Raw genomic sequence first — 22,551 nt, 5'->3', positions numbered from 1 at the left:
TTGGTTGCATTCATAGCGGTCGCTGCGTAACGTAATGCCGGATGCTCTCCGGAATTTCTGAAAGCTGGTTGAGGGTCAGGAACGCGCCCTTCGGTTCAACGTCGACGCCGACGATATTATAGATCCATTCCGAGTCGGTCTTCATATGAATGGCGTTAATCCCCGTCGTCAACGCAGGAATGACATCCGTGCGGAGCGAGTTGCCGATCATCCACGTCGAAGGACGATCGAATTTCCCTTCCTGAAGGATCCCCTCCATCGCTTCTATATTCTTCTTGGAACGAACATAGATCCGCGGGCCGAAATATCGCTCCAGCTGCATATGGTTGATTTTCTTGGTTTGGATAAGCAGTTCGCCGCCCGTGTAGAGATGCAGCTCATGGCCCTGATTGGCCAGCTCGAATAAGGTTTCTTCCATGAACGGATAAGGCTCGGCATCGAAATCGTACACGCTGCGACCAAGCTTCCATAGAAAATCCTCTTCCGCGACGGAAGGCTTGCGGCCGAACAAATTGGAGAAATGACGATAGGTTTCAACGAAGGACTGCGGAAAATGGTCGCTCTTGAACCCGTCGATATGAACGCCGGCAATGTCGATTTCGGTTTGCTTGTCGGTGATCTCGGTTCTTGTAATTCCATAGCCCCTGAACCAGTCCATCATACTGTCGGAGAACTGTTCAATGACGAAGAAGAAATACTTGTTGCAGTAAATAAGCGTATCATCGAGATCGAATAGAATGGTTTGTTTCATCTTAGGCACGGCTCCTTCCCCAGATGATTTCGCTGTAGCTACAATCTACCTCATCTTGGGATTCGCCGTCAAATCGTATACCGTTGGGGCCATTTACAAATACTGTAACCGGAGGTGATGAGCGAATGGCGTTGAACAAAAACAGCAAACGGAATCGCAATAACGACACCGAAGCAAAGGGAAATGACGGGAGTCTCAAGCCGGGGAAAGAAGCGAACAGACCGGCAAGCTTAAACGGCATTAACAAACAACCGTAAGCGGCCGAAAGCATACACGAAGAAAAAGTCTCTATATGGCGTCGCAGTTCCGAAGAAATGCGGCCGCCTTATAGAGACGTCGGGGGAACTGCTATGGTTAAGCATATTTATTCATCTTGGCTGCAAGATCTTGTTTAATGAATGCGAGTCTCCGTTTGACGTAGAAATCGTAGCTTGCGCCCTTCAATTCGCGGGGGCTGATGACCGTATCCGCACTGTTGTCGATAATGGTCAGCGAGCCGTTGGAATAGAACTTGAAGGTCAAATCCCGGAATGGTCGATGCGTCTCAATAAATCGGTAGTTTTCACAGTTTGTCATGATGGTCAGCCTCCTTACGGTCAGTGGAAGATTAGAACGTTTGTTCTTGTTTTTATTATAGCAAACATTTGTTCGTATGGAAACTATTATTTTTTTCCCTTACACTAGATTGATAGGGATTTCATCCCCAGGTTTCGAAGTAGAACGTCTAAGCGGATAAGGAGCCCCAGTCATGATCAGAGTAACGCAATTGTCAAAACAAATTCCGGGCGGACCTAAGGTTCTCTCCGACGTGAACTTCACTATAGAACCGGGCGAATTCATCGCCATCAAGGGCGCGAGTGGAAGCGGCAAATCCATGCTGCTGAAATGTTTGGCGCTGCGCGAGAAATGGACCGAAGGCAAGTACATAGTGGATGGCGTCGATATCTTCGGCAAAGGCATCATGGGCCGCCTGAAGGTGCGTCGCGAGATTGCCTATTTGGAAGAGAAGCCGACGTTATACGGCAACAAGACGGCGCTGAAGAACGTCATTATCGGAGCGGTCGGCCAGACGCCGTTCTGGCGCAGGGTGACGGGAATGGTCCGCAACGACGATTACATGGGCGCGATGGACATGATCGAGAAAATGGGACTGTTGGACAAAGCCCATCAGAAGGGCGACAAGCTGAGCGGCGGCGAGAAGCAGCGAATCGGAATGGCCAGAGCGCTGGCGCATGGCGCCAAGACGCTGTTGGCGGACGAGCCCGTGTCCGGCCTTGATCCGCATGCTGCGGAGCAGGTGCTTTCCGATTTGAAGCGGATGTGCCGGATCCAAGGCGTTTCCGTCGTTGCGGTTATGCATCAGGGAGATTGGGCGGAACGATTCGCGGACCGTATCATCGGCCTGAATAATGGCCGGATCGTGCTGGATATCAAGGGCAGAAGGATGACGGAGCGGGAGAAGAACCTGCTGTGATGACGAATGAATCCGTTTACCCGTACGAGCTGCGGTTGATTCGCGCGGATGAGCTTGAAACCGCGCATGAGCTTGAACTCGCCTGTTATCCGCTTGAAGCGGCGGCAACCCGCGAAGCGTTTACGTTCCGCCAGCAGCATTTCCCGGGCTATTTTTGGTCCGCTTGGCGGAACGGGGAACTGCTCGGACTCGCCTGCGGCGTACGTACGGCCGACAGCAGCTGCGAGTCGGATGAGGTGAAGAGCGCACACGGCTCCGATCCAAGCGGGCGGCATCTGTGCGTGCTGTCCGTGGCCGTCGCCGATCGGCATCGAGGGAATGGCGTCGGGGGAGCTCTTATGGAAGCATTGATTCGCCAAGCTAGCGCGGATGGACTCGAGCTGGTCGTTCTGATGTGCGAGGAGCATCTGATCGGATTCTATGAACGGCTTGGTTTCCGCTACGAGGGACCTTCGGCTTCCGAGCACGGAGGTTTGCAATGGCATGAAATGAAGCTGCGGGTGAATTGACCGGGCATGCGGTCAAAACCGAATGCAATGGAAACGTACCTGCGGCATAGAATGGAGCATCAACCTAAATAGGCAGGTGTTCCGTATGGCTTTCCATTTTCAAAGTCCGGCCGTCATTCAAAGTTCGCGCGTGACGTTCCCGAAAGCCGAACTGTACGTTCCGGTCGTCGGCGGACTTCAGAATGCGTCGGCGCGCAGCGCCATCAACGATAAAATTCGTCAAACCGAACGCGGCCTCGTCCATGACCAAGGCTCGCTTTCCGACCCGAGAGCGGAAATGATCGGCTATTTCGAGACGAAAACGAACGAGAAAAACGTGCTCAGCCTTTCGGTCTTCAACTATGCGTATACCGGAGGAGCACATGGGCTGACCCTGCAGGAATCGCTCACCTTCGATATGAAGACGGGCAAATCGTACACGCTCGCAGAGCTGTTCAAGCCGGGCAGCGATTACATGAAACGGCTCTCGGATCTGGTGCGCGCTCAAATCGCGGCCAGGCAGATCGAGACGTTCGAGCCGTTCAAGTCGATCCGTCCCGATCAGCCGTTCTATATTGCCGACCGTTCGCTCGTCCTCTATTTCGCGCTTTACGAAATCACGCCTTATGCATTCGGTTTTCCATACTTTCCGATATCCGTTTACGAGCTGAGCGATATCGTGAATCCGGGCGGTCCGCTCGGCCGAATGGATGTGAACGACTAATACACGTATCGTCCAGAAGGAGTCAGCCATGATTTATGCGCTCATACTGCTGCCTGTTTGCGCGGCTATCATCATTGCTCTAAAGCGGCGGCAGCGAGAGAATAATAAGCCGGCCATTGTTATGCACGCCGCCATATCGCCGATGCAGCAGCAGCCGGAAGAAGTACAGACGTTAGGCGACCCGCTTGTCAGGGCGGAACGGGTTAGGAATGCTTCAGCCGGATATATCGTTCTGATCGCGGACGACCAACCCTTAATCCGCGCGATGCTTAGCGAAATGCTCCAGCTTGACGGCATCCTCGTCGTCGAGGCTGCGAACGGCATCGATGCCGTCAAGGTCGTAAGGGAGCAGCATATCGATCACGTGCTCTTGGACATGAACATGCCGGGGATGAACGGCATGGAGGCGCTGAAGTCGATTCGCGCGCTGAACGTTCACGCAGAGGTAGCGTTCATGACCGGCTCCGTCGATCCCGGCTTGCGGGCCGAAGCCGAGCATTTCGGGGCCAGGACGTTTTTTACGAAGCCATTCGATCTGGAAATCGTGCGAGCGCATGTTATAAACTGCCGGGATACGGTGAAATACAAGAATGGGGAAGTATCATGATTGCAGTCGCTCAGGAGAATCATGTGATCCGCTGGCTGAGACATTTGCCGGCGGTTTTTTTATTTTGACCGCGTCCGGTTTTTTCTGCTGCGCTGTCAGCTTGCTTGTGCTGATGAGAACGACGGCTTCATAAATTCAAGTATGGGGGTGCTGGCATGGTTTGGCTGTGGATCGGATGCGCGATATTTGCCGCTGTTTGCGCGTTGTCTCTCTTATTGGCCCGGGAGGCGGAGCGCAACACCTTGCTTTCGCTGCATCAGCCGCTGCGCCAGCATACGGCTTATGTACGCTATATGCGCGATAAACACGATTTGAACGGCTTCGGATTCGCGCAGCAGCTGACCCGTCATATGGGCGGGTTGTCTACGTTCGGATTATCGTTGTCGTCCTTGCCGTTGATCGGAGGGGCTATATTTCTGCTCGGCCCTGCGGTCGCCGCCGGAGGTCCCGCGGTGATTGGCATCGGCTGGCCGGTTCTAGGTCTGTTCGGCCTGTTGACCGCCTGCTCCGTTGCGGCGTTCGTTTCGGCAGTTCCGACGGCAGGCGGCTGTTACCATTGGGCGGTTGCGACGGGAGGAAGGCGGTCGGGTTTATGGTCGGGCTGGCTGCATGTAACCGGGTCGGCGCTCATGCTGGTGACGACGAATGTCTGGCTGGCGGACTGGTTGTGCCGGACGCTTCAACGCCTATGGGGCTATACCGGCGGTTCGGGCTTTTTCTATCTGGTGCTGCTGATGCTGTTCATCACGCAGGCAGCGGCCAATGCCAGGGCCAGCCGGGTTCTTGGTCAGCTGATGTCCTGGTCGGCTGGCTTTCAGCTGGCGCTTCTCGCTGCCATCCTCGCGATCCTCGCGGCCATCGCATGGCCGGGACTATATCCGTTTCAGATCATGGCTTACACGGCGGATCATTGGAATACGCTTCAGGGTGCCGACGGCGGAGAGTCGTCTGCCCTGATCGGGCTCCTGCTTCTGCAGCGGCTGTTCCTCGGTATCGGCGACACTGCTCAAGCCGGGGAAGAGACAAGAGATCCGCGCATCACGCTGCCGTGGTCCATCTACTTGTCCACTGCCGCGCTATCGATTCTCGGTTTCGTCCTGTTCGCATTCATCATCATGCATGCGCGCGTCGGATCGGATGGCTTAAGTGCTCTTCCCGCGCTCGGCGATTGGCTGGTCGACGTTTGGGAGAGATGGGGAGCTGCAAGCACGCTGGCCTTCTTCCTGCTGGCAATCGTCCTTGTATGGATGAACGGCGCATCCACGCTGGCAGCCGGATCCAGGACGCTCTTCGCGATGGCGCGCGACGAATCGGTTCCGTTCTCGGGCAGGCTGTCCGTTATTTCGGTTGAATATCGCGCGCCGATCCGGGCTCTGCTGACTTTGGCCGCCGCAGCTGCAGGGATCGCGACGGTCTTCGTTGCGGCGGTATCCGAATCTTCGCTTCTAACGCTGGTCAGGCAGCTGGTTCTATTGAGCATTGTGGCGATGCACGCTGCGTTGGCCATCCCTATTGCCGGGAGACTGAGAGAGACACGTCAAGATTCAAATGCCATTAAGTCGAGCGCCGGAATCCGGAAACGTTCCAAGCTGATCGGACCATGGGGGCTTGGGAAATACGCCGCGGCCGTCGATGGCGCGGTGGTTTGTTGGCTGACCGGCAGCGCCTTGCTTGCCTTGTGGCTGCTGAAACCGTCCGTGCTTATGATCGCGGCAGGCTGCCTAATAGCGGGAGCCTGCTGTATTGAGCGGAAGCAGCGCAGCTTACGCAGGAGGACGCCGGTCAAAATCGTCGGGTCTTTGCGCTTCGGCAGGCGGTCGATGGACGAATGTATCAGAATTGAGAGAAAATTTCCGCAATAACAACAAATCAATCGGCGTCCAAAGTCCGCTTTGACACGGGAAATGTTTGCTACGAAAACGGGGAAATAACGATAGGCAATTCAAAATCATTTCCCGGGTATTCGCAAGAAATAACACGATTAGCGCGCTTTCGACACGGACTGTAACATCTTGACTAACACTTCGCTGCCGAAGTCCTACTTAATCTCGTTAAGCATTGCCAGCCAACGGGCTAAGCACGTATAATTTCGGTAATAAACGGTTGCAGGAGGATCGGGAAATGGAACTCGGAATGCTGGTTTCGCTTAATGTTTCCATGCTGGAGGTTGTGCCGTTCGGAAAGAAGGAAGTCGTGACGGGAATCAACAAGAAGCCGTTTGACGGCGCGCTTCACCTTGGCAGGTTAGGCTTATCTGGCGATGCCCAGGGCGATACCGTTCATCACGGCGGGGCGGATAAGGCCGTTTGCGTCTACACGGAGGTCCATTTCCCATATTGGACGGAGAGGTGGGGGCGTTCCGCGAACGCCGCCTCTTTCGGCGAAAATTTTACTGTTTCCGCGCTGACGGAGCAGTCGGTCTGCATCGGCGATGTCGTGTCGGTCGGACAAGCGCTGCTGCAGGTCAGCCAGCCGCGTCAGCCGTGCTTCAAGCTCGGCATGAAGCACGGGCTGCCAAGCCTTCAACAGGACGTCGAGGAAACCGGCTTTACCGGATTCTATTTCCGCGTGCTGGAAGAAGGACAAGTAGCGCAAGGCGATAAATTGGTGCTTCGGGAGCGTCATGAAGCCGGCGTCAAGGTGGCGGAAGCCAACCGGATTATGCATAAGGACAAACGTGACCGCGACGGAATCGTGAAGCTGCTCGCCGTCGATGAACTGTCGGAGAGCTGGCAGCACACGCTGCGTAAACGGTTATCAAAGCTGGATTATGAAGACTGAATCGGGAGGATTGCGTTCCGACATGACGAGTCAGGCAGACGACCTCTTTTCCGCGATCGTCAAGCAGTATCCGCTTCTGGAGCCGCTGCGGATCGAACGCGAGGAAAGCGGCATGAACAATACGACCCGGATGATCTATGCCGGGAACGGGCGCTATGTGCTGCGCGTGTACGATAACCACAGAGACAGCGACGTCGTAGGCATTGAACACGCGATATTGACCGCGCTTCAGGAAGCGGGACTGTCCTTCAAGGTTCCGAATCCCGCAGTCAATCTGGCAGGCGTGACGATTACGAGCGGACCTGATGGCAAGCTTGCGGCGGTATTCCAGCATATTGCTGGCGAGCGCCCGATGTCAGAGGCTGCGCCGCACATCGAAGGCTTGGGACGCGCGGCAGGCGAGTTGGTCCAATGCCTGGCGAAGCTGGATACGCTCGGTGCCCTGCAGCCGCTGTACAAGCCTTATTACGATTTCCAAGAAACGCATGCTGCGATGGATGATGACGCTATACGATCCTTGAGCGGGAAGCTATCACTGACCTTGGAAGAGCGGCATAAAGTCGAACATCTATTGGTGATCAAACAACGATTAACGTCATTAATCGATCGAATCAGAGCGCTTCCGCACCAATGGATTCACGGCGATATCGTATTCTCGAATGCGCTCGCCGAAGGCGATTCGATCGTCGGCTTGCTGGACTTCGAGTTCTGCACCGTCGATGTCAGAGCGATGGAGGCAGCGGTCATGATTGCGGAATTCCCGAGCGTGGACGACGCCCAGGCGCTGGAACGCATCTCGCTGCTATGCCGCGGATTCGGCGAGAATCAGAAGCTCGGCAGCGAAGAGATCAGCCTGCTGCCGGATTTGATCCAGCTGCGCATGATGGATGTTTGGCTTCATTTCGCGGGGCGGCTTGCGGAAGGGCTGGATTCCGAGGACGTGTGGCTTCGCCAGATCGAACGGGTGTCGTTCGTATGCGACTGGGTAGAACGGAAGCGCGCGGAGTTATATGTGGCATTTCAAGTCATGGAGGCGCGGCTGCCCGTTTGAGGGCAGCGGGCCGAGCCCGGCGAATCATTCTTTGCGTACAAAGAATGATTCGCCGGGCTTTTGTCATATAAATCTAAGCATGATGTCGACACGATTCTTCCGCGTCCGGAGGCGCAGCAGGAGGGGGACGAACGGATGAAAAGCACGGCCGAGCAGCTCGGTTACGGTCCGAATGAGCGCTTATTGATCATTAACGCCGACGATTTTGGCGTGTGTCATTCGACCAACCAAGCCATTCAATTGTTGCTGGACACGCGTGCGGTTGCTTCCGCCACGATCATGATGCCGTGCGCCTGGGCCAGGGAAGCGGCACTGTGGAGCGCCTCGCGTACCCATTTGGATGTCGGAGTCCACTTGACGTTCACGAGCGAATGGGACGCCATGAAATGGGGGCCGGTATACCGCGGCGGCACGACGATGTCGCTCACGACCGGGGAGGGCTATTTCTATAAAGACGCCAAATCATTCGAACGTCGTGCCGACGCCGGGCAGGTTAGGCAGGAAATGAATGCTCAGATTGAGATGGCGCTTACCCTCGGCATCGATATCACGCATGCCGACAACCATATGGGCAGCTTATATGGCTTGCAGACAGGCAGAGATTTCCTTGGCGACGTGTTCGACGTCTGCGCCCAGTACGGACTTCCTTTTCGTCTGCCTCGCTTTTTGCTGCTGGAGAGCGGGATGCCGGCACCTCCGGAGCTTGCGGGCCTGGCGCTTAAACAAGCGGAGGCTGCAGCGCGCAAAGGCGTTGTGGTGCTCGATTATCTTGTGGGGATGCCATTCCGCGCCTCGCCGCCGGAAACGTACGCGCAGTTCAAAGCTCAAATGATCGCGCTCTTGAAGCGGCTGAAGCCAGGCGTAACGGAGCTTGTCCTGCATCCCTCCTTCGTGACGGACGAACTGCTGGCCTTTCACGGCGAACCGGCGAGGAGAGGAATGGAACTGGACGTATTCCGCGACTCGGAGGTCCAGGATACGCTCCACAAGGAAGGTATACTCCAAATCGGCTGGCGAGAACTGAGGACGCATCAACGTAAGCATGGAATACCGTAACCGGCGATCGGCAAGGCGGGAAACGCTGTTCCAGCCTTGTTTCTTGCAGGCGGACGAGCTGTACTATCACAGGCGGGCGGACAAAAGGCTGTATTACCGTTTGGGAGGGGCTGTTATGGAAATAAACGCTATTCGCCATCCTTTTCTAGTGATATACTGACTGTTGTGAAAATAAAAAGTTTTCAGTTAATTCGGGAAGGGAGTGGAGCAAGTGGCAATACTTCCAAAGCAGAATGAGCTTGGATTCTTTGAAATTCGACTGGAATCGATCGGCGGACTCGGTGCGAATCTGGCGGGAAAAATGCTCGCGGAGGCGGGCGTTGTTGGAAGCGGTTTCAATGGCGTGAGCTTCTCTTCTTACGGTTCGGAGAAAAAAGGCTCGCCGGTTAAGGCGCATATCCGTTTCTGCGACTTGGAGACGAATATCCGCGACACGACGCCCGTCGAACGTCCTCACATCGTCGGCGTGTTCCACGAGAACCTCTCCAAGACGGTCAATGTCATCAGCGGGATTTACGAAGACACCGTCGTCCTTGTCAACTCCTCCAAAACATCGGAGCAGCTGAAGGAAAAGATGAAACTTTCCGCTGGCACGTTAGCCGTCGTCGATGCAACAGGGATTGCGCTCGAAGAAAACAACCGCGTCAACATGGCGATGCTGGGAGGCTTGTTCCGGCTTTGCGACTTCCTGGATTTCGAACATATGAAAGGCATTATCCGCAAATCGCTGGAGAAGAAATATCCGCAGGCCGTTGATCCTGCGCTTCGTACGTTCCAGCGCGGCTACGACGAAGTAAAATTCCAGACGTTCGCGCTTCCCGAAGGGATTGCGATGCCGCAGCCGACGCGCTGGGACGTCCCGTCTCTCGGATACCTGACGCAGCCGATGGGCGGCATGATCGTCAACCCGGGCAACAGCGTCCTGAAGGATATCAGCATTTCGAGACAAGGCATGATGCCTCATTTCGACGAAGAGAAATGCATTCATTGCGCGGCCTGCGACACGGCCTGTCCGGACTTCTGCTTCGTGTGGGAGGAACAGCCGGACAAGAAGGGGCGTCCGCAGATGTTCCTGCAGGGCATCGATTATCAATATTGCAAAGGCTGCTTGAAATGCGTCGTCGCCTGTCCGACCGAAGCGCTCGCCTCCGAACGCGAAACGGACGGCTACGGAGAAGAGCACCGCGTACCTCACAAATTTATTTGGGCAGCAGCGAATTAACGTCGTCGTGTTTCACCGCACACGAAAGAGAGGAGCTTTCACATGGCCATTGAAATTAACAAAGAAGTGAGCACGGGCACGGTCGAGCAGCGGATGGTATACGAATCGGGCAACGAGATGGCAGCTTACGCCGCGCATCAAATCAACTATCACGTCATGGGTTATTTTCCGATATCGCCGTCCACGGAGGTCGCGCAATTCCTCGATCTCATGAAAGCGAACGGCCAGCACGACATCAAGCTGATTCCGGCGGACGGGGAACACGGCTCCGCGGGTATCTGTTACGGCGCTTCGGCCGCCGGCGGACGCGTATTCAATGCGACGAGCTCGAACGGATATCTCTATATGCTCGAGCAAATGCCGGTCCAATCGGGTACGCGCTTCCCGATGGTCATGAATTTGGTCTGCCGCTCCGTATCGGGTCCGCTCGATATTCACGGCGACCACTCCGACTTGTACTTCGCCCTCAATACGGGATGGCCGATTCTGATGTGCCGCGATCCGCAGGCGGTGTACGACATGAACATCATCGCGCTGAGGCTTGCGGAGGATCCTGAGGTTCGTCTGCCGGTGCTTGTAGCATCCGACGGGTACTTCACGTCCCATCAGAAGCGCCGCGTGCAGACGTTTGCCCACCGGGCCGACGTGCATGCGTTCGTCGGCGAGCATTCGCCCGAAGGCTTCAAGCATGTGTTGGACCGCAATAATCCGATTACGGTCGGGCCGTACATGAACGAGCCTGACTACATCAATAACTGTTATCAGCAGTCGATGGCGATGTACAACGCATCGGAAGTGTTCGACCGCATTCGCCAGGAATACGCCGTGTTGACGGGCAGAGACTATCAGATCCTCGATCTGTACCGCATGGATGACGCCGAGGTGGCCGTCTTCCTGATGAACTCGGCATCCGAGATCATCAAGGACGTCGTCGATCAGCTGCGCGCCAAGGGCATCAAGGCCGGCTCCATTGCGCCGAATATGATCCGTCCGTTCCCGGCGAAGCAGATTGCGGAAGCGCTCCGCGGCGTTAAGGCCGTCACGATCGGCGATCGCGCCGACTCCTACGGCGGTCACGGCGGCAATATGACCAACGAGATCAAGGCGGCGCTGTTTACGCACGGCGTCAAGGATACGCTGGTCATCAGCCGCATTTACGGCCTTGGCGGCAAAGACTTCTACGCCGAGGACGGCCATCATTTGTTCGAGCTGGCGATTGAAGCGGCGAGCACGGGCAAGGTCGACGTGCCGTTCGACTATTGGGGCCATTCGCCGGGCGATCCCGACAAGGCGCCTAAGCGCGTGCTGGAGCCGCTGAAGTACGAGGATCTCAAGACGGGTCTCATCACCGTCGACCGCGATGAAGCGAGCGGCAAGCTGAAGGTGAAGGTACCGCCGGTCCGGCAGCTGACGAAGAAGCCGAAGCGGCTGGCTCCGGGGCATGGCGCTTGTCCGGGCTGCGGCATTTTCTCCGGGCTGGAGCTGTTCTTCAAGGGTATCGAGGGCGACATCGTGGCATTGTACCAAACAGGCTGCGCGATGGTCGTTACGACCGGCTTCCCGTACTCCTCGCATAAAGCGACGTACATTCACAATCTGTTTCAGAACGGAGCGGCCACGCTGTCCGGCGTCGTCGAGATGTTCTGGGAGCGCAAGCGCCGCGGCGAGCTGGATCAATACGGCTTGAAGGACGATTTCACGTTCGTCATGATCACGGGCGACGGCGGCATGGATATCGGCATGGGGCCGGCAATCGGCAGCGCGCTGCGCAACCATAAGATGATCATTCTCGAATACGATAACGAAGGCTACATGAACACGGGCGCGCAGCTGTCGTACTCGACGCCGCTCGGCCACCGTACCTCGACGTCGAACGTCGGCAAGCATCAAGGCGGCAAATTGTTCCATCACAAGGACACCGCGCAAATCATGGCAGCCACGAACATTCCGTACGTCTTCACCGGCTCGGAATCGCTGCCGCAGGATCTGCTGCGCAAGGCGGCGAAAGCCCAGTACTACGCGCAAAACGTCGGTCTCGTTTACGGCAAAATTCTGATCACTTGCCCGCTGAACTGGCTGTCCGAAGAAAAAATCGGGCAAACCTTGATTGACGAAGCGGTCAATACCTGCTTCTTCCCGATGTACGAGGTGGAGGAGGGCATTACCACGATCACGTACAACCCGGAAGAGAAGGGCAAGCGGATTCCGCTCGGCGATTGGCTTAAGAACATGGGCAAGACGAAGCATATGACGCGTCCGGAGTATGCCGACGCGCTTAAGAGCTTCGAGGACGAGGTCGATCGGCGCTGGCAGCGTCTCAAAGCGAAGCACGAAAACATGTATCTGTAATTGTCGAGAGTCTCGTAATCAATTATCGCGGCATTCACGGTCTTCAAGCAAAGGCGCGGCGTCGAAAGTGCCGTGTCTTTGTTTGATTTCGGGCATTGAAGAAAGGATCTTGACGATCGTGGCAGAAGGGAGCTAGGAGGATGCCAATCGTATTACGTCACCGCACGACCGGGGAAATCGCGTGCGGCATGCTGAAGAATGTCTATGATTTTGCATATTACGGCGCGTTATGGTGGGAGGATAACGAGACGGCCGAGCAGCAGGCGAGCGAGGCGCTGGCGCTTGCCGGCTACGAGGACGACAGCGGCTGGGACCTGCTTGAGGTCCAGGAAGAGCGTCTGAAGCTGTTCAACGTCAAGCTGAACAACGACGGCAGGCGCAGGTTGCAGCTGCAGCCGGACGGCACGATCGCCGTCGTCAAAGGCTAGATCCGGATATGCGCAGGAGGGCAAGCTCATATGAATGATACAAGCGTGGATAATCATTTCGCTCAACTGAAGGAGCTGCGGGCGGGCAGCGAGATCGAAACGTTCGGCAAGGCGCTGCGACAGGCGGGATTCACGCCGATGCGAAAGTTTCTGGACGAATTCCGAGTCTACCTCCGCGTTTACGAGGACGGGGAGAGCAGCGTGGCTGCCGAGCTGCTGCGACGGGCGATGGAGGCGGTTCCCGAGCCCGGGCGCATGAGTCCGTCCTGGACTTACATATGGCGCGAGTATGACGGCATCATCCGCACCAAAGCCCAGATTTTCCGGGATATCCCGGCGTCCAGCCGCGAAGGCGAGTGGCAGGTGCTGCTGGACAATCCGTTCTCGAATCAGAACATCGCCGTCTATCCGGGCTTGACGTTTATCGAGGCGGCTTATATGTTCTCTTATTTCCGCACGGAGCTCGCGAACAGCGAATATATTCGCCTGCAAAAAATCGCGACCTTGATTACGGTCTCAGGCGCCGATTCGGACGGCCTGCAGCCGATTGCGAGCCTTTGAATTCGGCCGGCTGCGGTCGCGGATTCCGACACGAACCTCGGCACTATTGCTGACATTTTTCTAGACTAGACAAGTTTACAGACAAAAGGCTTTGATTCCTTTACAGTCGACTGGCTGCCGGAATCAAAGCCTTTTCAGTTGCCGGGTTACGACGGCCATCGCGTTCTACTCGGTCATGTTGATTACCGATTGGCTTGGATAACGCCGGATCGGATCAAATGCGCAGCGATTTTACGGCCGTGGAAGCGTCCGGATTCGATGAAGATCTCGTTCGCCTTGTGCCGCGAGGCGACGACGCCGGCCAAATAGACGCCCGGCACATTGCTTTCCATCGTCTCGTCGTCGAAGGTCGGATAGCCTTCGTCTTCCATGGTGACGCCGGTCGCGTTCAGGAATGCCCGATCGGGACGGAAGCCCGTAAGCGCAAGCACGAAATCATTGGCAAGCTCCTCGCGTTCGCCTTCGTGCTCGATCGTCACGGTTCTCGGTCCGATGGCGACGACCCGCGAAGCGAAGCGCATGCCGATTCGACCTTTGCCGACGAGACCTTCGAAGTTGGGCCGCACCCATGGCTTGATGCTGGATGAGTAAGACTCGCCGCGATAGACGACAGTGACGCTGGCGCCGACGCGGTCCAGCTCAAGCGCCGCGTCGATCGCGGAATTGCTGCCGCCGATGATGGCGACGTTCATGCCCGTGTACGGATGGGCCTCGCGGAAGAAATGGGTGACCTTGTCCATGTCTTCGCCGGGAATGCCAAGCACGTTCGGATGATCGAAATAACCGGTCGCGACGATAACCGCCCGAGCCCGATATTGTCGTGCCTCCCCGTAACGGTCGGAGCTGCGGAGCACGAAACCGCCGTCCTGCTGCGGCTCTACGGCAGCTACGGTCTCGTAGGCATGAATGCGAACGTTCCGGCGAAGCGCGACCGTACGGTAATAGTTGAGTGCTTCCAGCCGCGATGGCTTCTCGCTTGCGGTCGTGAACGGGATATCCGCGATTTCGAGATTGGCCGGCGTACTGAAGAAGTGCATGTACGTCGGATATTGCGAGATGGAATGGACGACGTTCCGTTTCTCGATGATGAGCGGCTTGAATCCGGCCGCCTGCAATTCGATTGCGGCGGCCAGCCCGCATGGTCCGGCACCAATAATAATTACTTGTTCGTCTGGCATAAACATAATTAAGATCAACTCCAATGCGCATAGGAAGCCTAAACAGGAATACGATTAATTCTATCATAATCACGTGCCGGACGCGCGCCGGCTGGCGGGAACACAGGCGAGAATACCCTGTTGGCGATGGAACTGGAGGGGGCGGTGAGAAGCGCGCGTTGACGGGAGCGTTTACTTAACGGTACCTGTTACGAAAGCATAAGATGGATGTCTGCCTTGCGGAATCAAGCATTTGGCTCTGTGTCGCGGGAACAATATGTTGTATAATAAGCTATCACTGCTTGAAGGGGGAGATAGAATGCGACGGCGATTCGTTATTGAAGCCGTAATGGTTGCTACCTATGGTCAATTGCTCGTGCCAAGCCGGCCGGTCGATTTTGTCTTGCCATATTCGACGATCATGGAGCTTTACGATATGAAAGATGGCTCGGAGCCCGTAATGGACGATCCGGAGGACGATAAGCACGTGAAAGGCAAGATTCAAGAACTGATCGCGTTCTTCGAGGATCCGTTTAACCGCAAGAAGATCGAGCGCTCGCTGCAGATGCCTTGGCGCGAAAGCTCGCCGCTGCTGCTGAATGACCTCGTTCAGTTCACGGTCGTGTACGCCGTGGACAATGCCCAATACGGCGAATATTTCGACCCGATCGAGACGGAGCTTCTGCTGACGTCCATGAAGCTCAGCGTGCCGCTCTTATCCGATCAATTCGAATTCCAGGATAAGCTGCTGGAAGCCGAAGTGCCCGTTCAAGTGTACGATATCGAGGATTATGAATTTGCGGTGGAACAAGGGATAACCGCCTCCGATTTCGAAATGCGCGATCTGTAAGCCGAAGGCAGAGCTTGCGCCGTGGCTGCGGTCAGCGATTATGATACCTAATTCAAACAATTTATTTCGGCGGAGCCTCTTGCGCGCTGCTGGAAGTGATGATAAGATTTGGATGTTCCGGCGAATAATGACAATGAAAAGGAGGGCGATGGATATGATTTACTTCATGAATGACGCGATCAGAACTGAACTGAATCCAGTCCATCGGCCCGACTTCTTGCGCACGAGACAGCTGTAGCCAGCTGCCCTGTTACGTGCGTTTAAGGAGACTTTGAGCCATGCGGCTCGAGGTCTCCTTTTTTGTTGCGGCATCGCTCGGACCGGTTTTGATAAAGGGGGAATACAGGCCATGAACATGATGCTTCGCTTGCTGAAGTATTTGCGTCCCAGTCTGAAATGGGTCGTGATCTCGGTGCTGCTGCTGGTTTTCGGAACGATCGTTGACCTAACGGCGCCTTGGCTGCTCAAAGAAGTGTTCGATAAGGGGATCGCAAACAAGAACGTAAAAATGGTTTTGGGCTTTACGCTGGCACTGGCCGGCATCCAGGTGGCCAAAAGCTTGGCCATGTTCGTGCAGGGCCGCTCGCAGGAGCTTGTCGGCCAGAACGTCATCTTCAAGCTTAGAGCAGAGATGTACGCGCATTTGCAGCGCCTGTCCTTCAGCTATTACGACAAAGCGCAGACCGGACAGTTAATGTCGCGAATGACCGGCGATATCGAATCCGTGAAGAACTTCATCGGCTTCGGCGCGATGGCCATGTTTACCGGGGCTTTAACCTTCATCGGGACGATCGGTTTCATGCTGTTCATGAATTGGCAGGTCACGTTGCTCAGCATGGCGACCATTCCGCTGCTCATGTACGCCTTGTACCGGTTCAATAAGAAGGTCGGTCCGGCGTGGGGCCAGGTCAGGGAGCAGATGGGCAAATTAACGACGACTTTGCAGGAGAATATTTCCGGCATCCGGGTCGTCAAGGCATTTGCTCGCGAGAAAGTGGAGCAGCGCAAATTCGAAGCGCGCAACGAGGATAACTTCGCGACCAACATGGAGCGGGCGAAGATGGAAGCGGCAGCTTTTCCGCTGATGAACTTCTACGGCGGCATCGTGTTCGTCACGATGGTATGGTTCGGCGCGCTGTACGTTGCCAACGACAAGATGTCGTTCGGTACGTTCATGGCGTTCCAGTGGTACACATGGGGCATTATCTGGCCGCTGAACATGCTCGGCTGGCAGATCAACATCATGCAGCAAGCGATGAAAGCGGCGCCGCGCGTATTCGAGGTGCTGGATACGCCTGTCGACATCGCTGCGGAAGCGGACGGCAGCCAGGACGTGAAGCGAATCGAGGGCAATGTCGCGTTCAAAGACGTGGCGTTCCATTTCGCCGATCAAGATCCGGAGAAGGAAGACGGCGTGCTGGAAGAGATCACGCTGAACGTGCGGCAGGGGGAAGTTATCGCGGTGCTTGGCGCAACCGGTTCCGGCAAAAGCAGTCTGATCGCGCTGATGTCGCGGTTCTACGACGTGAGCCGCGGAGCGCTGCTGATCGACGGCGTCGACGTCAAAGATTACGAGCTCGAAGGCCTGCGCAGGAAGATCGGCATCGTGCCGCAGGAGACGTTCCTGTTCTCCGCCACGATCCGCGAGAATATCGCTTACGGCGTTCCCGAAGCGACGCAGGAGCAGATCGAATGGGCGGCCTCCAAGGCGCAGATTCATACGTTCATCGAAGGCATGCCGTTCGGCTATGACACGATCATCGGCGAACGCGGGGTTGGGCTGTCCGGCGGACAGCGGCAGCGTGTCGCGTTGGCCCGGGCGATCCTGATGGATCCGCCGATTCTCGTCTTGGATGAAGCGACGGCGAGCGTGGATACGGCTACGGAGTCGGCCATTCACGAGGAGCTGCTCGAGGTCATGAAGGGACGCACGACGTTCATCATCGCGCAGCGCTTGTCGTCCGTGAAGCGGGCAGACCGCATCGTCGTGCTGGACCGCGGACGGATCGTGCAGCAAGGGACGCATCGGGAGCTGTTCGCGCAGGAAGGATTCTTCCGCAACCTGTTCCAAATGCAGGAAGCTGCCGCTTCAAGGTAGCGTCAGAATGGCATCCATATCGAGATTCAGGAGGGGATAGACGTGAGTCAGGTGGAATGGGATTCCGGCGAAGAGATCGAAGAGAAGCCGTTTAACCGCGCATATTTGAAGCGGCTCTTCCGCTATGTGCTTCCCTATCGCAAGGTATTAACCTTTGTTACCATCATTGTTCTTATTAATATGGCACTCAGCCTGGCAGAGCCGCTGCTTGTCAGATACATCATCGATAACGGCATCATGGATAAAGATTTTATGATCATTAACCTCCTCGGTGCCATACTGCTCGGTACTAAAGCCATCGGCTGGCTGCTCGGATATCTGCATACGAAGATGATCAATTTCACGGGGCAGCGCATCCTGTTCGACTTGCGCCAGCAGCTGTTCAATCACCTGCAGAGCTTGTCGTTCCGATTCTTCGACGGCAGGCCGGCAGGGAAGATCATGTCCCGGATTACGAACGATACGAATGCCATCGGAGAGCTCATCAACGGCGGATTGATCACGATGGTCATGGAATTCACGCATCTGGTCGGCATCATTGCCATCCTGTTGTGGATGGACTGGAAACTGGCGCTATTATCCTTCATTACGCTGCCGCTGCTGTACATCATCGTAGGTTTGATGCAGCCGAAGATCGAAGGCTCCTGGTCGCATTCCCGCAAGACGATGTCGGCGATTAACGGCAATCTGAACGAAACGATCCAAGGCATTCGCGTCATCCAAGCCTTCTCCCGGCAGAAGGAGAACAATAAGCGATTCGAGCAGTTGAATACGCGCAACAAGAACGCGTTCATGCGCGCGATCACGCTGGAATCGATGGTATGGCCGTCCGTCGAGATGATCGGGATGATCGGAACATGCATCGTGTTATGGTTCGGCGCGCGGGAAGTCATGAACGAAGAGCTGACGCTCGGCTTCATCATGGCGTTCATCAACTACTTGTGGCGTTTCTGGGGACCGCTCAGCGCGCTGTCCAAAGTATACAGCCAAGTGCTGTCGGCGATGGCTTCGGCGGAACGGATCTTCGAGATTCTCGATACCGAACCGGAAGTGAAGGATCGCCGGGATGCCAAGGCGATGAAACAAATTCAAGGCGAGGTCGTCTTCGACAATGTATCGTTCCGGTATGGGGAAGATAAGCCGGACGTGCTGCGGAATGTGAACCTGCGCATCAAGCCGGGGCAGCGAGTCGCGCTCGTCGGGCCGACGGGAGCCGGCAAGAGCACGATCGTCAATTTGCTCATGCGTTTCTATGACGCGACAGGCGGGACGATCTTGATTGACGGCCAGGACGTATCGTCGGTGAAGCTGGAATCGCTGCGCAGGCAAATGGGCATCGTGCTGCAGGATTCGTTTATCTTCTCCGGCACGATCGAAGACAATCTCCGCTACGGCAACGAAGACGCCTCCGATGAAGCGCTCCACCAGGCCGCGGAAAGCGTCCGTATCGATAAGTTCGCCTCGCAGTTCGCGGACGGCTTCATGACGCAGGTCGAGGAGCGGGGCTCCAAGCTGTCCGTCGGTCAGCGCCAGCTGCTGGCCTTCGGCCGAGTGCTGCTGTCGGATCCGCGTATCCTCATCCTCGACGAGGCGACGTCCAGCGTCGATACCGAGACGGAGCAGCATATCCAGGCTGCGCTTCAGACGGTGTTGGAGGGTCGTACCGCGTTCATTATCGCGCACCGGCTGTCGACCATTCGGGACGCGGACGTCATTCTCGTCGTGCAGGACGGCCGAATATCCGAGCAGGGCTCGCATGACGAACTGATCAAGCAGGGCGGTCTGTACAAGAAGCTGTACATGACCCAATTCGAGATGCAGCAGTCGCTGGCCATCCAGACGGGCGCTTAGTAGAGCCCGAGCCGGGGCAGTTCTCTTCTAATAGGAAGAGAACTGCCTCTTTGCATGATTGAGAGGCTCGCAATTGGGATAGACTAGATAAATAAATTGACATTCAGACGCAAATTTAATAAGCTTACAAGGAATTTTCAAATCTACAAAAACAGGAGATCGATTATGAAATTCAACATTAAATTTAAAGATTTTGCAGCGGCTGATGTGAATCCGGCAGCAGGTCTATATCATTTCGTCGTAACGATGTCCGACAATACGCAAATACGGCTCATTTTCTCGAAGAATCCAGAATGGAAGCTGATCGGCGTAAACCGCCTTCTGACGGTGCCTTGCCCGATCTGCAGAAGAGACTACTACTGCAACTGCATGTCCAAGTACGCCGAAGCGTTCGAGCGCGAAGTGTTGGATAACGAGCTCATCTCTTCCGTGCTTTAATTCGCAGGACCGAACTGGGGCAATGCCGGTTGCCATCCGGCGGATGCTCTGCTATACTTCATGCAATAAGCTAACAGGCCAATGATGAGTATCCAACTCGGAGGCGTTGCGTACAGAACAGGCATGCTCATGCCTCGTTCTCCAAGCAGTCCGGCACCGCGCCGTTACCCGCGGAACCGAGAGAGTCAATTCTGGATTGACTAATTTGGGTGGCACCGCGAACGCGTTCTTCGTCCCATGATAGTGGGATCGGAGCGCGTTTTTTGTTTACCCAAAACCAATCGAGGAGTGTTCGACATGTTGGAAATTCAAGTGATTCGAGAACGGTCAGAGGAAGTTCAAGCGGCGGCGAAACGGAAGGGCATCGCGATCGAGATCGACGAGCTGCTGAAGGTCGATGAACGGCGGCGGGCGGAGCAACGAGAGATGGAGGAGCTGCGCGCGGCACGCAACCGCGGTTCGAAGGCGGTAGAACAGCTGCTTCGCGACGGGCGGCAGGACGAGGCGGATCGCGCGAAGCAGGATACGGCGGCGCTGCTGACCAAGCTGAAGCAGTCGGAAGAGCTGCATCGGGAGCTGGAGCGTCAGTTCCAAGTGCTGATGCTGCAAGTGCCGAACTTCATCTCGCCGGATACGCCGGATGGGGCAAGCGACCGTGATAATGTGGAGGTAAGGAGAGCGGGACAGCTCCCTGTATTTGCGTTTGAGCCGCAAAGCCATGTACAGCTCGGCGACTCGCTGGACATCATCGACATTCCGCGCGGCGTCAAAGTCGGAGGAACCCGCCAGTATATCCTGAAGAACGGCGGCTTAATGCTGCATCGCGCCGTACAGCAGCTGGCGCTGGACCTGTTGATCAGCAAAGGCTTCGACGTATTAGATGTGCCGGTCATGGTCAAGGAGGAGACGATGATATCGACGGGCTTCTTCCCAGGCAACCGCGACCAAAGCTATGCCATCCAAGGCGAAGACAAGTGGCTGGCCGGTACCTCGGAGGTACCGCTGGTCTCGTATTATGGCGGGGAGATCGTCGATCTCCAAGCGCCGAAGCTGCTCGGCGCGATCAGCGCTTGTTATCGGAGCGAGGTCGGCTCGGCGGGGAGGGACGTGCAAGGACTCTACCGCGTGCATCAGTTTGCGAAGGTCGAACAGGTCGTCATTTGCCAGGCGAATATGCCGGAAGCGCTGGCTATGCTGGAAGAGCTGACGGCCAACAGTGAGGAACTACTGCAGCTGCTCGAGCTGCCCTACCGCGTCGTTGCCGTCTGTACCGGCGATCTGTCGCAGAAGAATTTCAAGCAATACGATATCGAGACGTGGATGCCGAGCCGCGGAAACTATGGGGAGACGCATTCGGCTTCGCTGCTGCTCGATTTTCAAGCCAGACGCTCGAATATCCGGTATCGGGACGAGACGGGCAAGCTCAAGCATGCGTATACGCTGAACAATACCATGGCAGCGACGCCGCGCCTCCTTATACCGCTCCTCGAGAACCATCAGCGGGAGGACGGTACGGTCTACATTCCGCCGGCGCTGCGGCCTTACATGCGGGGCATGGAAGCAATTACCCCGGTGCGATAACGCTCTCAATAGGTAGCCCATCGAGAGAAATGCAGGTATACTACTAGAGTAAGCACTGCCATTCGCTGGAAAACGAGAGGAGCTCAGCAAGATGAATGTGGGGAATATTGCGCAAACCGCGAGCATCATACGCGCAAACGTAAGCAAAGTCATCGTCGGCAAGGAAGACATTGTAGATCAATTGATCATCGCGATTTTGACCTCGGGTCATGTCCTGCTCGAAGACGTGCCTGGCACGGGGAAGACGCTGCTGGCCAAAGCGGTCGCGAAATCGATCAGCGGCGCATTCAAACGGATTCAATTCACGCCTGACCTCTTGCCGTCGGACTTGACGGGCATCCATTTCTATAATCAGAAGCTGGGTGAATTCGAGTTCCGCCCCGGCCCTCTGTTCGCCAATATCGTACTGGCTGACGAAATCAACCGGGCTACGCCGCGGACGCAGTCCAGTCTGCTGGAATGCATGGAAGAACGTCAGGTGAGCATCGACGGCACGACGCATGAACTGGGACGGCCTTTTCTCGTTATCGCGACGCAAAATCCGGTCGAGCAGCAGGGGACGTTCCCGCTGCCGGAAGCGCAGCTCGACCGGTTTCTATTCAAGCTGAAGATGGGCTATCCGTCGACGGAGGAAGGCATCGCGATCATGAAACGCTTCATGGCGAACAGTCCGCTCGAACAGCTGGTGCCCGTCGTCGATACCGCTCAAATCGAAGAAGCGAAGTCGCAGTATACGAGCGTAGAAGTCAGCGAAGAACTGCTCTCCTATATGCTCGCGATCGTGGAAGCGACGCGCAAGCATCCCGACGCCGCGCTTGGCGCCAGTCCGCGAAGCAGCCAGGCGTTCCTGCGCGCCTGCCAGGCTAGAGCGGCGATCCAAGGCAGAAGCCATGTGCTTCCCGACGACGTCAAGGCGATGGCAGTGCCTGTGCTTGCGCACAGAATCTCGCTGCGCAGCGTGCAGCGGATGCGGGCGGATGCGGCGGAGCATGTCGTTCAGAGCATTTTGGCGGCCATTCCGGTGCCTGCCGACGCGCCGCTCATCAGCCGCGCTTAGCCGGCGCCAATGCAGAGGGGAGGCCAC

Annotated in this window: 21 protein-coding genes; 18 read left to right on the top strand and 3 right to left on the bottom strand. The window is 56.1% G+C overall.

Features of this window, described 5'->3' with window-relative positions:
* Positions 1-10 precede the first annotated feature (10 nt).
* Positions 11-751, bottom strand: coding sequence for an HAD family hydrolase (locus AC0YNU_RS01670; RefSeq protein ID WP_475752579.1), 741 nt, complete (start codon positions 749-751; stop codon positions 11-13).
* 354 nt (positions 752-1,105) lie between these two features.
* The gene (locus AC0YNU_RS01665; protein ID WP_161694592.1) at positions 1,106-1,327 is read right to left on the bottom strand and encodes a hypothetical protein; all 222 of its coding nucleotides are present in this window, start codon (positions 1,325-1,327) and stop codon (positions 1,106-1,108) included.
* Positions 1,328-1,499: 172 nt separating this feature from the next.
* Here AC0YNU_RS01665 and AC0YNU_RS01660 point away from each other — a divergent pair, with 172 nt between their 5' ends.
* From AC0YNU_RS01660 to AC0YNU_RS01605, 12 genes are all read left to right on the top strand, one after another.
* Positions 1,500-2,225, top strand: coding sequence for a phosphonate ABC transporter ATP-binding protein (locus tag AC0YNU_RS01660; RefSeq protein WP_475752578.1), 726 nt, complete (start codon positions 1,500-1,502; stop codon positions 2,223-2,225).
* Positions 2,225-2,734 carry a GNAT family N-acetyltransferase gene (locus AC0YNU_RS01655; protein WP_475753916.1) on the top strand — a complete coding sequence of 170 codons (510 nt, stop codon included), beginning with the start codon at positions 2,225-2,227 and terminating at the stop codon, positions 2,732-2,734. Before AC0YNU_RS01660 ends, AC0YNU_RS01655 begins: the two co-directional genes overlap by 1 nt.
* A gap of 85 nt (positions 2,735-2,819) precedes the next feature.
* A complete protein-coding gene (locus AC0YNU_RS01650) occupies positions 2,820-3,437 on the top strand; it encodes a DUF3298 and DUF4163 domain-containing protein (protein WP_475752577.1) in 618 nt (205 codons plus the stop codon).
* A gap of 28 nt (positions 3,438-3,465) precedes the next feature.
* Positions 3,466-4,044, top strand: a complete 579-nt coding sequence (locus AC0YNU_RS01645) for a response regulator (RefSeq protein ID WP_475752576.1) — start codon at positions 3,466-3,468, stop codon at positions 4,042-4,044.
* A 155-nt stretch (positions 4,045-4,199) separates the two neighbouring features.
* Positions 4,200-5,906, top strand: a complete 1,707-nt coding sequence (locus AC0YNU_RS01640) for an APC family permease (RefSeq protein ID WP_475752575.1) — start codon at positions 4,200-4,202, stop codon at positions 5,904-5,906.
* 259 nt (positions 5,907-6,165) lie between these two features.
* Positions 6,166-6,825 carry an MOSC domain-containing protein gene (locus AC0YNU_RS01635; RefSeq protein WP_475752574.1) on the top strand — a complete coding sequence of 220 codons (660 nt, stop codon included), beginning with the start codon at positions 6,166-6,168 and terminating at the stop codon, positions 6,823-6,825.
* A gap of 22 nt (positions 6,826-6,847) precedes the next feature.
* The gene (locus AC0YNU_RS01630; protein WP_475752573.1) at positions 6,848-7,876 is read left to right on the top strand and encodes a phosphotransferase; all 1,029 of its coding nucleotides are present in this window, start codon (positions 6,848-6,850) and stop codon (positions 7,874-7,876) included.
* A gap of 135 nt (positions 7,877-8,011) precedes the next feature.
* Positions 8,012-8,932: a polysaccharide deacetylase family protein gene (locus AC0YNU_RS01625; protein ID WP_475752572.1), complete on the top strand. Its 921-nt coding sequence runs from the start codon at positions 8,012-8,014 to the stop codon at positions 8,930-8,932.
* Between the two features lie 211 nt (positions 8,933-9,143).
* Positions 9,144-10,154, top strand: coding sequence for a 2-oxoacid:acceptor oxidoreductase family protein (locus AC0YNU_RS01620; protein WP_475752571.1), 1,011 nt, complete (start codon positions 9,144-9,146; stop codon positions 10,152-10,154).
* Positions 10,155-10,196: 42 nt separating this feature from the next.
* Positions 10,197-12,503, top strand: coding sequence for a thiamine pyrophosphate-dependent enzyme (locus tag AC0YNU_RS01615; RefSeq protein ID WP_475752570.1), 2,307 nt, complete (start codon positions 10,197-10,199; stop codon positions 12,501-12,503).
* Positions 12,504-12,643: 140 nt separating this feature from the next.
* Positions 12,644-12,931, top strand: coding sequence for a hypothetical protein (locus tag AC0YNU_RS01610; RefSeq protein ID WP_475752569.1), 288 nt, complete (start codon positions 12,644-12,646; stop codon positions 12,929-12,931).
* A 30-nt stretch (positions 12,932-12,961) separates the two neighbouring features.
* Positions 12,962-13,492: a hypothetical protein gene (locus AC0YNU_RS01605; RefSeq protein ID WP_475752568.1), complete on the top strand. Its 531-nt coding sequence runs from the start codon at positions 12,962-12,964 to the stop codon at positions 13,490-13,492.
* Positions 13,493-13,674: 182 nt separating this feature from the next.
* Here AC0YNU_RS01605 and AC0YNU_RS01600 read toward each other — a convergent pair whose 3' ends face one another.
* Positions 13,675-14,670, bottom strand: a complete 996-nt coding sequence (locus tag AC0YNU_RS01600; RefSeq protein ID WP_475753914.1) for a YpdA family putative bacillithiol disulfide reductase — start codon at positions 14,668-14,670, stop codon at positions 13,675-13,677.
* A gap of 298 nt (positions 14,671-14,968) precedes the next feature.
* Between AC0YNU_RS01600 and AC0YNU_RS01595 the strand changes: the two genes are divergently transcribed.
* The 6 genes from AC0YNU_RS01595 to AC0YNU_RS01570 all read left to right on the top strand — a co-directional run bounded on the left by AC0YNU_RS01595 (position 14,969) and on the right by AC0YNU_RS01570 (position 22,524).
* Positions 14,969-15,499, top strand: a complete 531-nt coding sequence (locus tag AC0YNU_RS01595; RefSeq protein WP_475752567.1) for an ADP-heptose synthase — start codon at positions 14,969-14,971, stop codon at positions 15,497-15,499.
* A gap of 349 nt (positions 15,500-15,848) precedes the next feature.
* A complete protein-coding gene (locus AC0YNU_RS01590) occupies positions 15,849-17,597 on the top strand; it encodes an ABC transporter ATP-binding protein (RefSeq protein ID WP_475752566.1) in 1,749 nt (582 codons plus the stop codon).
* A gap of 42 nt (positions 17,598-17,639) precedes the next feature.
* Positions 17,640-19,448 (top strand): ABC transporter ATP-binding protein, encoded by a 1,809-nt coding sequence (locus AC0YNU_RS01585; protein ID WP_475752565.1) that lies wholly within the window; start codon positions 17,640-17,642, stop codon positions 19,446-19,448.
* Between the two features lie 165 nt (positions 19,449-19,613).
* Positions 19,614-19,886: a hypothetical protein gene (locus tag AC0YNU_RS01580; protein WP_475752564.1), complete on the top strand. Its 273-nt coding sequence runs from the start codon at positions 19,614-19,616 to the stop codon at positions 19,884-19,886.
* A 297-nt stretch (positions 19,887-20,183) separates the two neighbouring features.
* Positions 20,184-21,467 (top strand): serine--tRNA ligase, encoded by a 1,284-nt coding sequence (gene serS / locus AC0YNU_RS01575; protein ID WP_475752563.1) that lies wholly within the window; start codon positions 20,184-20,186, stop codon positions 21,465-21,467.
* 91 nt (positions 21,468-21,558) lie between these two features.
* A complete protein-coding gene (locus AC0YNU_RS01570) occupies positions 21,559-22,524 on the top strand; it encodes an AAA family ATPase (RefSeq protein ID WP_475752562.1) in 966 nt (321 codons plus the stop codon).
* The last annotated feature ends 27 nt before the right edge of the window (positions 22,525-22,551 follow it).

This window comes from Paenibacillus sp. J31P316 (genome assembly GCF_056269105.1).
The sequence above is the reverse complement of the archived record's forward strand: the minus strand, read 5'-3'. Positions and strand labels throughout refer to the sequence as shown.

Excerpts from the sequence above, each read along its gene's own strand:
- serS (WP_475752563.1), top strand. The coding sequence starts at position 20,184 with ATGTTGGAAATTCAAGTGATTCGAGAACGGTCAGAGGAAGTTCAAGCG.
- AC0YNU_RS01610 (WP_475752569.1), top strand. The coding sequence starts at position 12,644 with ATGCCAATCGTATTACGTCACCGCACGACCGGGGAAATCGCGTGCGGC.
- AC0YNU_RS01600 (WP_475753914.1), bottom strand. The coding sequence starts at position 14,670 with ATGCCAGACGAACAAGTAATTATTATTGGTGCCGGACCATGCGGGCTG.
- AC0YNU_RS01630 (WP_475752573.1), top strand. The coding sequence starts at position 6,848 with ATGACGAGTCAGGCAGACGACCTCTTTTCCGCGATCGTCAAGCAGTAT.
- AC0YNU_RS01615 (WP_475752570.1), top strand. The coding sequence starts at position 10,197 with ATGGCCATTGAAATTAACAAAGAAGTGAGCACGGGCACGGTCGAGCAG.
- AC0YNU_RS01570 (WP_475752562.1), top strand. The coding sequence starts at position 21,559 with ATGAATGTGGGGAATATTGCGCAAACCGCGAGCATCATACGCGCAAAC.
- AC0YNU_RS01635 (WP_475752574.1), top strand. The coding sequence starts at position 6,166 with ATGGAACTCGGAATGCTGGTTTCGCTTAATGTTTCCATGCTGGAGGTT.
- AC0YNU_RS01670 (WP_475752579.1), bottom strand. The coding sequence starts at position 751 with ATGAAACAAACCATTCTATTCGATCTCGATGATACGCTTATTTACTGC.
- AC0YNU_RS01625 (WP_475752572.1), top strand. The coding sequence starts at position 8,012 with ATGAAAAGCACGGCCGAGCAGCTCGGTTACGGTCCGAATGAGCGCTTA.
- AC0YNU_RS01590 (WP_475752566.1), top strand. The coding sequence starts at position 15,849 with ATGAACATGATGCTTCGCTTGCTGAAGTATTTGCGTCCCAGTCTGAAA.
- AC0YNU_RS01640 (WP_475752575.1), top strand. The coding sequence starts at position 4,200 with ATGGTTTGGCTGTGGATCGGATGCGCGATATTTGCCGCTGTTTGCGCG.
- AC0YNU_RS01660 (WP_475752578.1), top strand. The coding sequence starts at position 1,500 with ATGATCAGAGTAACGCAATTGTCAAAACAAATTCCGGGCGGACCTAAG.
- AC0YNU_RS01595 (WP_475752567.1), top strand. The coding sequence starts at position 14,969 with ATGCGACGGCGATTCGTTATTGAAGCCGTAATGGTTGCTACCTATGGT.
- AC0YNU_RS01605 (WP_475752568.1), top strand. The coding sequence starts at position 12,962 with ATGAATGATACAAGCGTGGATAATCATTTCGCTCAACTGAAGGAGCTG.
- AC0YNU_RS01580 (WP_475752564.1), top strand. The coding sequence starts at position 19,614 with ATGAAATTCAACATTAAATTTAAAGATTTTGCAGCGGCTGATGTGAAT.
- AC0YNU_RS01650 (WP_475752577.1), top strand. The coding sequence starts at position 2,820 with ATGGCTTTCCATTTTCAAAGTCCGGCCGTCATTCAAAGTTCGCGCGTG.
- AC0YNU_RS01645 (WP_475752576.1), top strand. The coding sequence starts at position 3,466 with ATGATTTATGCGCTCATACTGCTGCCTGTTTGCGCGGCTATCATCATT.
- AC0YNU_RS01655 (WP_475753916.1), top strand. The coding sequence starts at position 2,225 with ATGACGAATGAATCCGTTTACCCGTACGAGCTGCGGTTGATTCGCGCG.
- AC0YNU_RS01665 (WP_161694592.1), bottom strand. The coding sequence starts at position 1,327 with ATGACAAACTGTGAAAACTACCGATTTATTGAGACGCATCGACCATTC.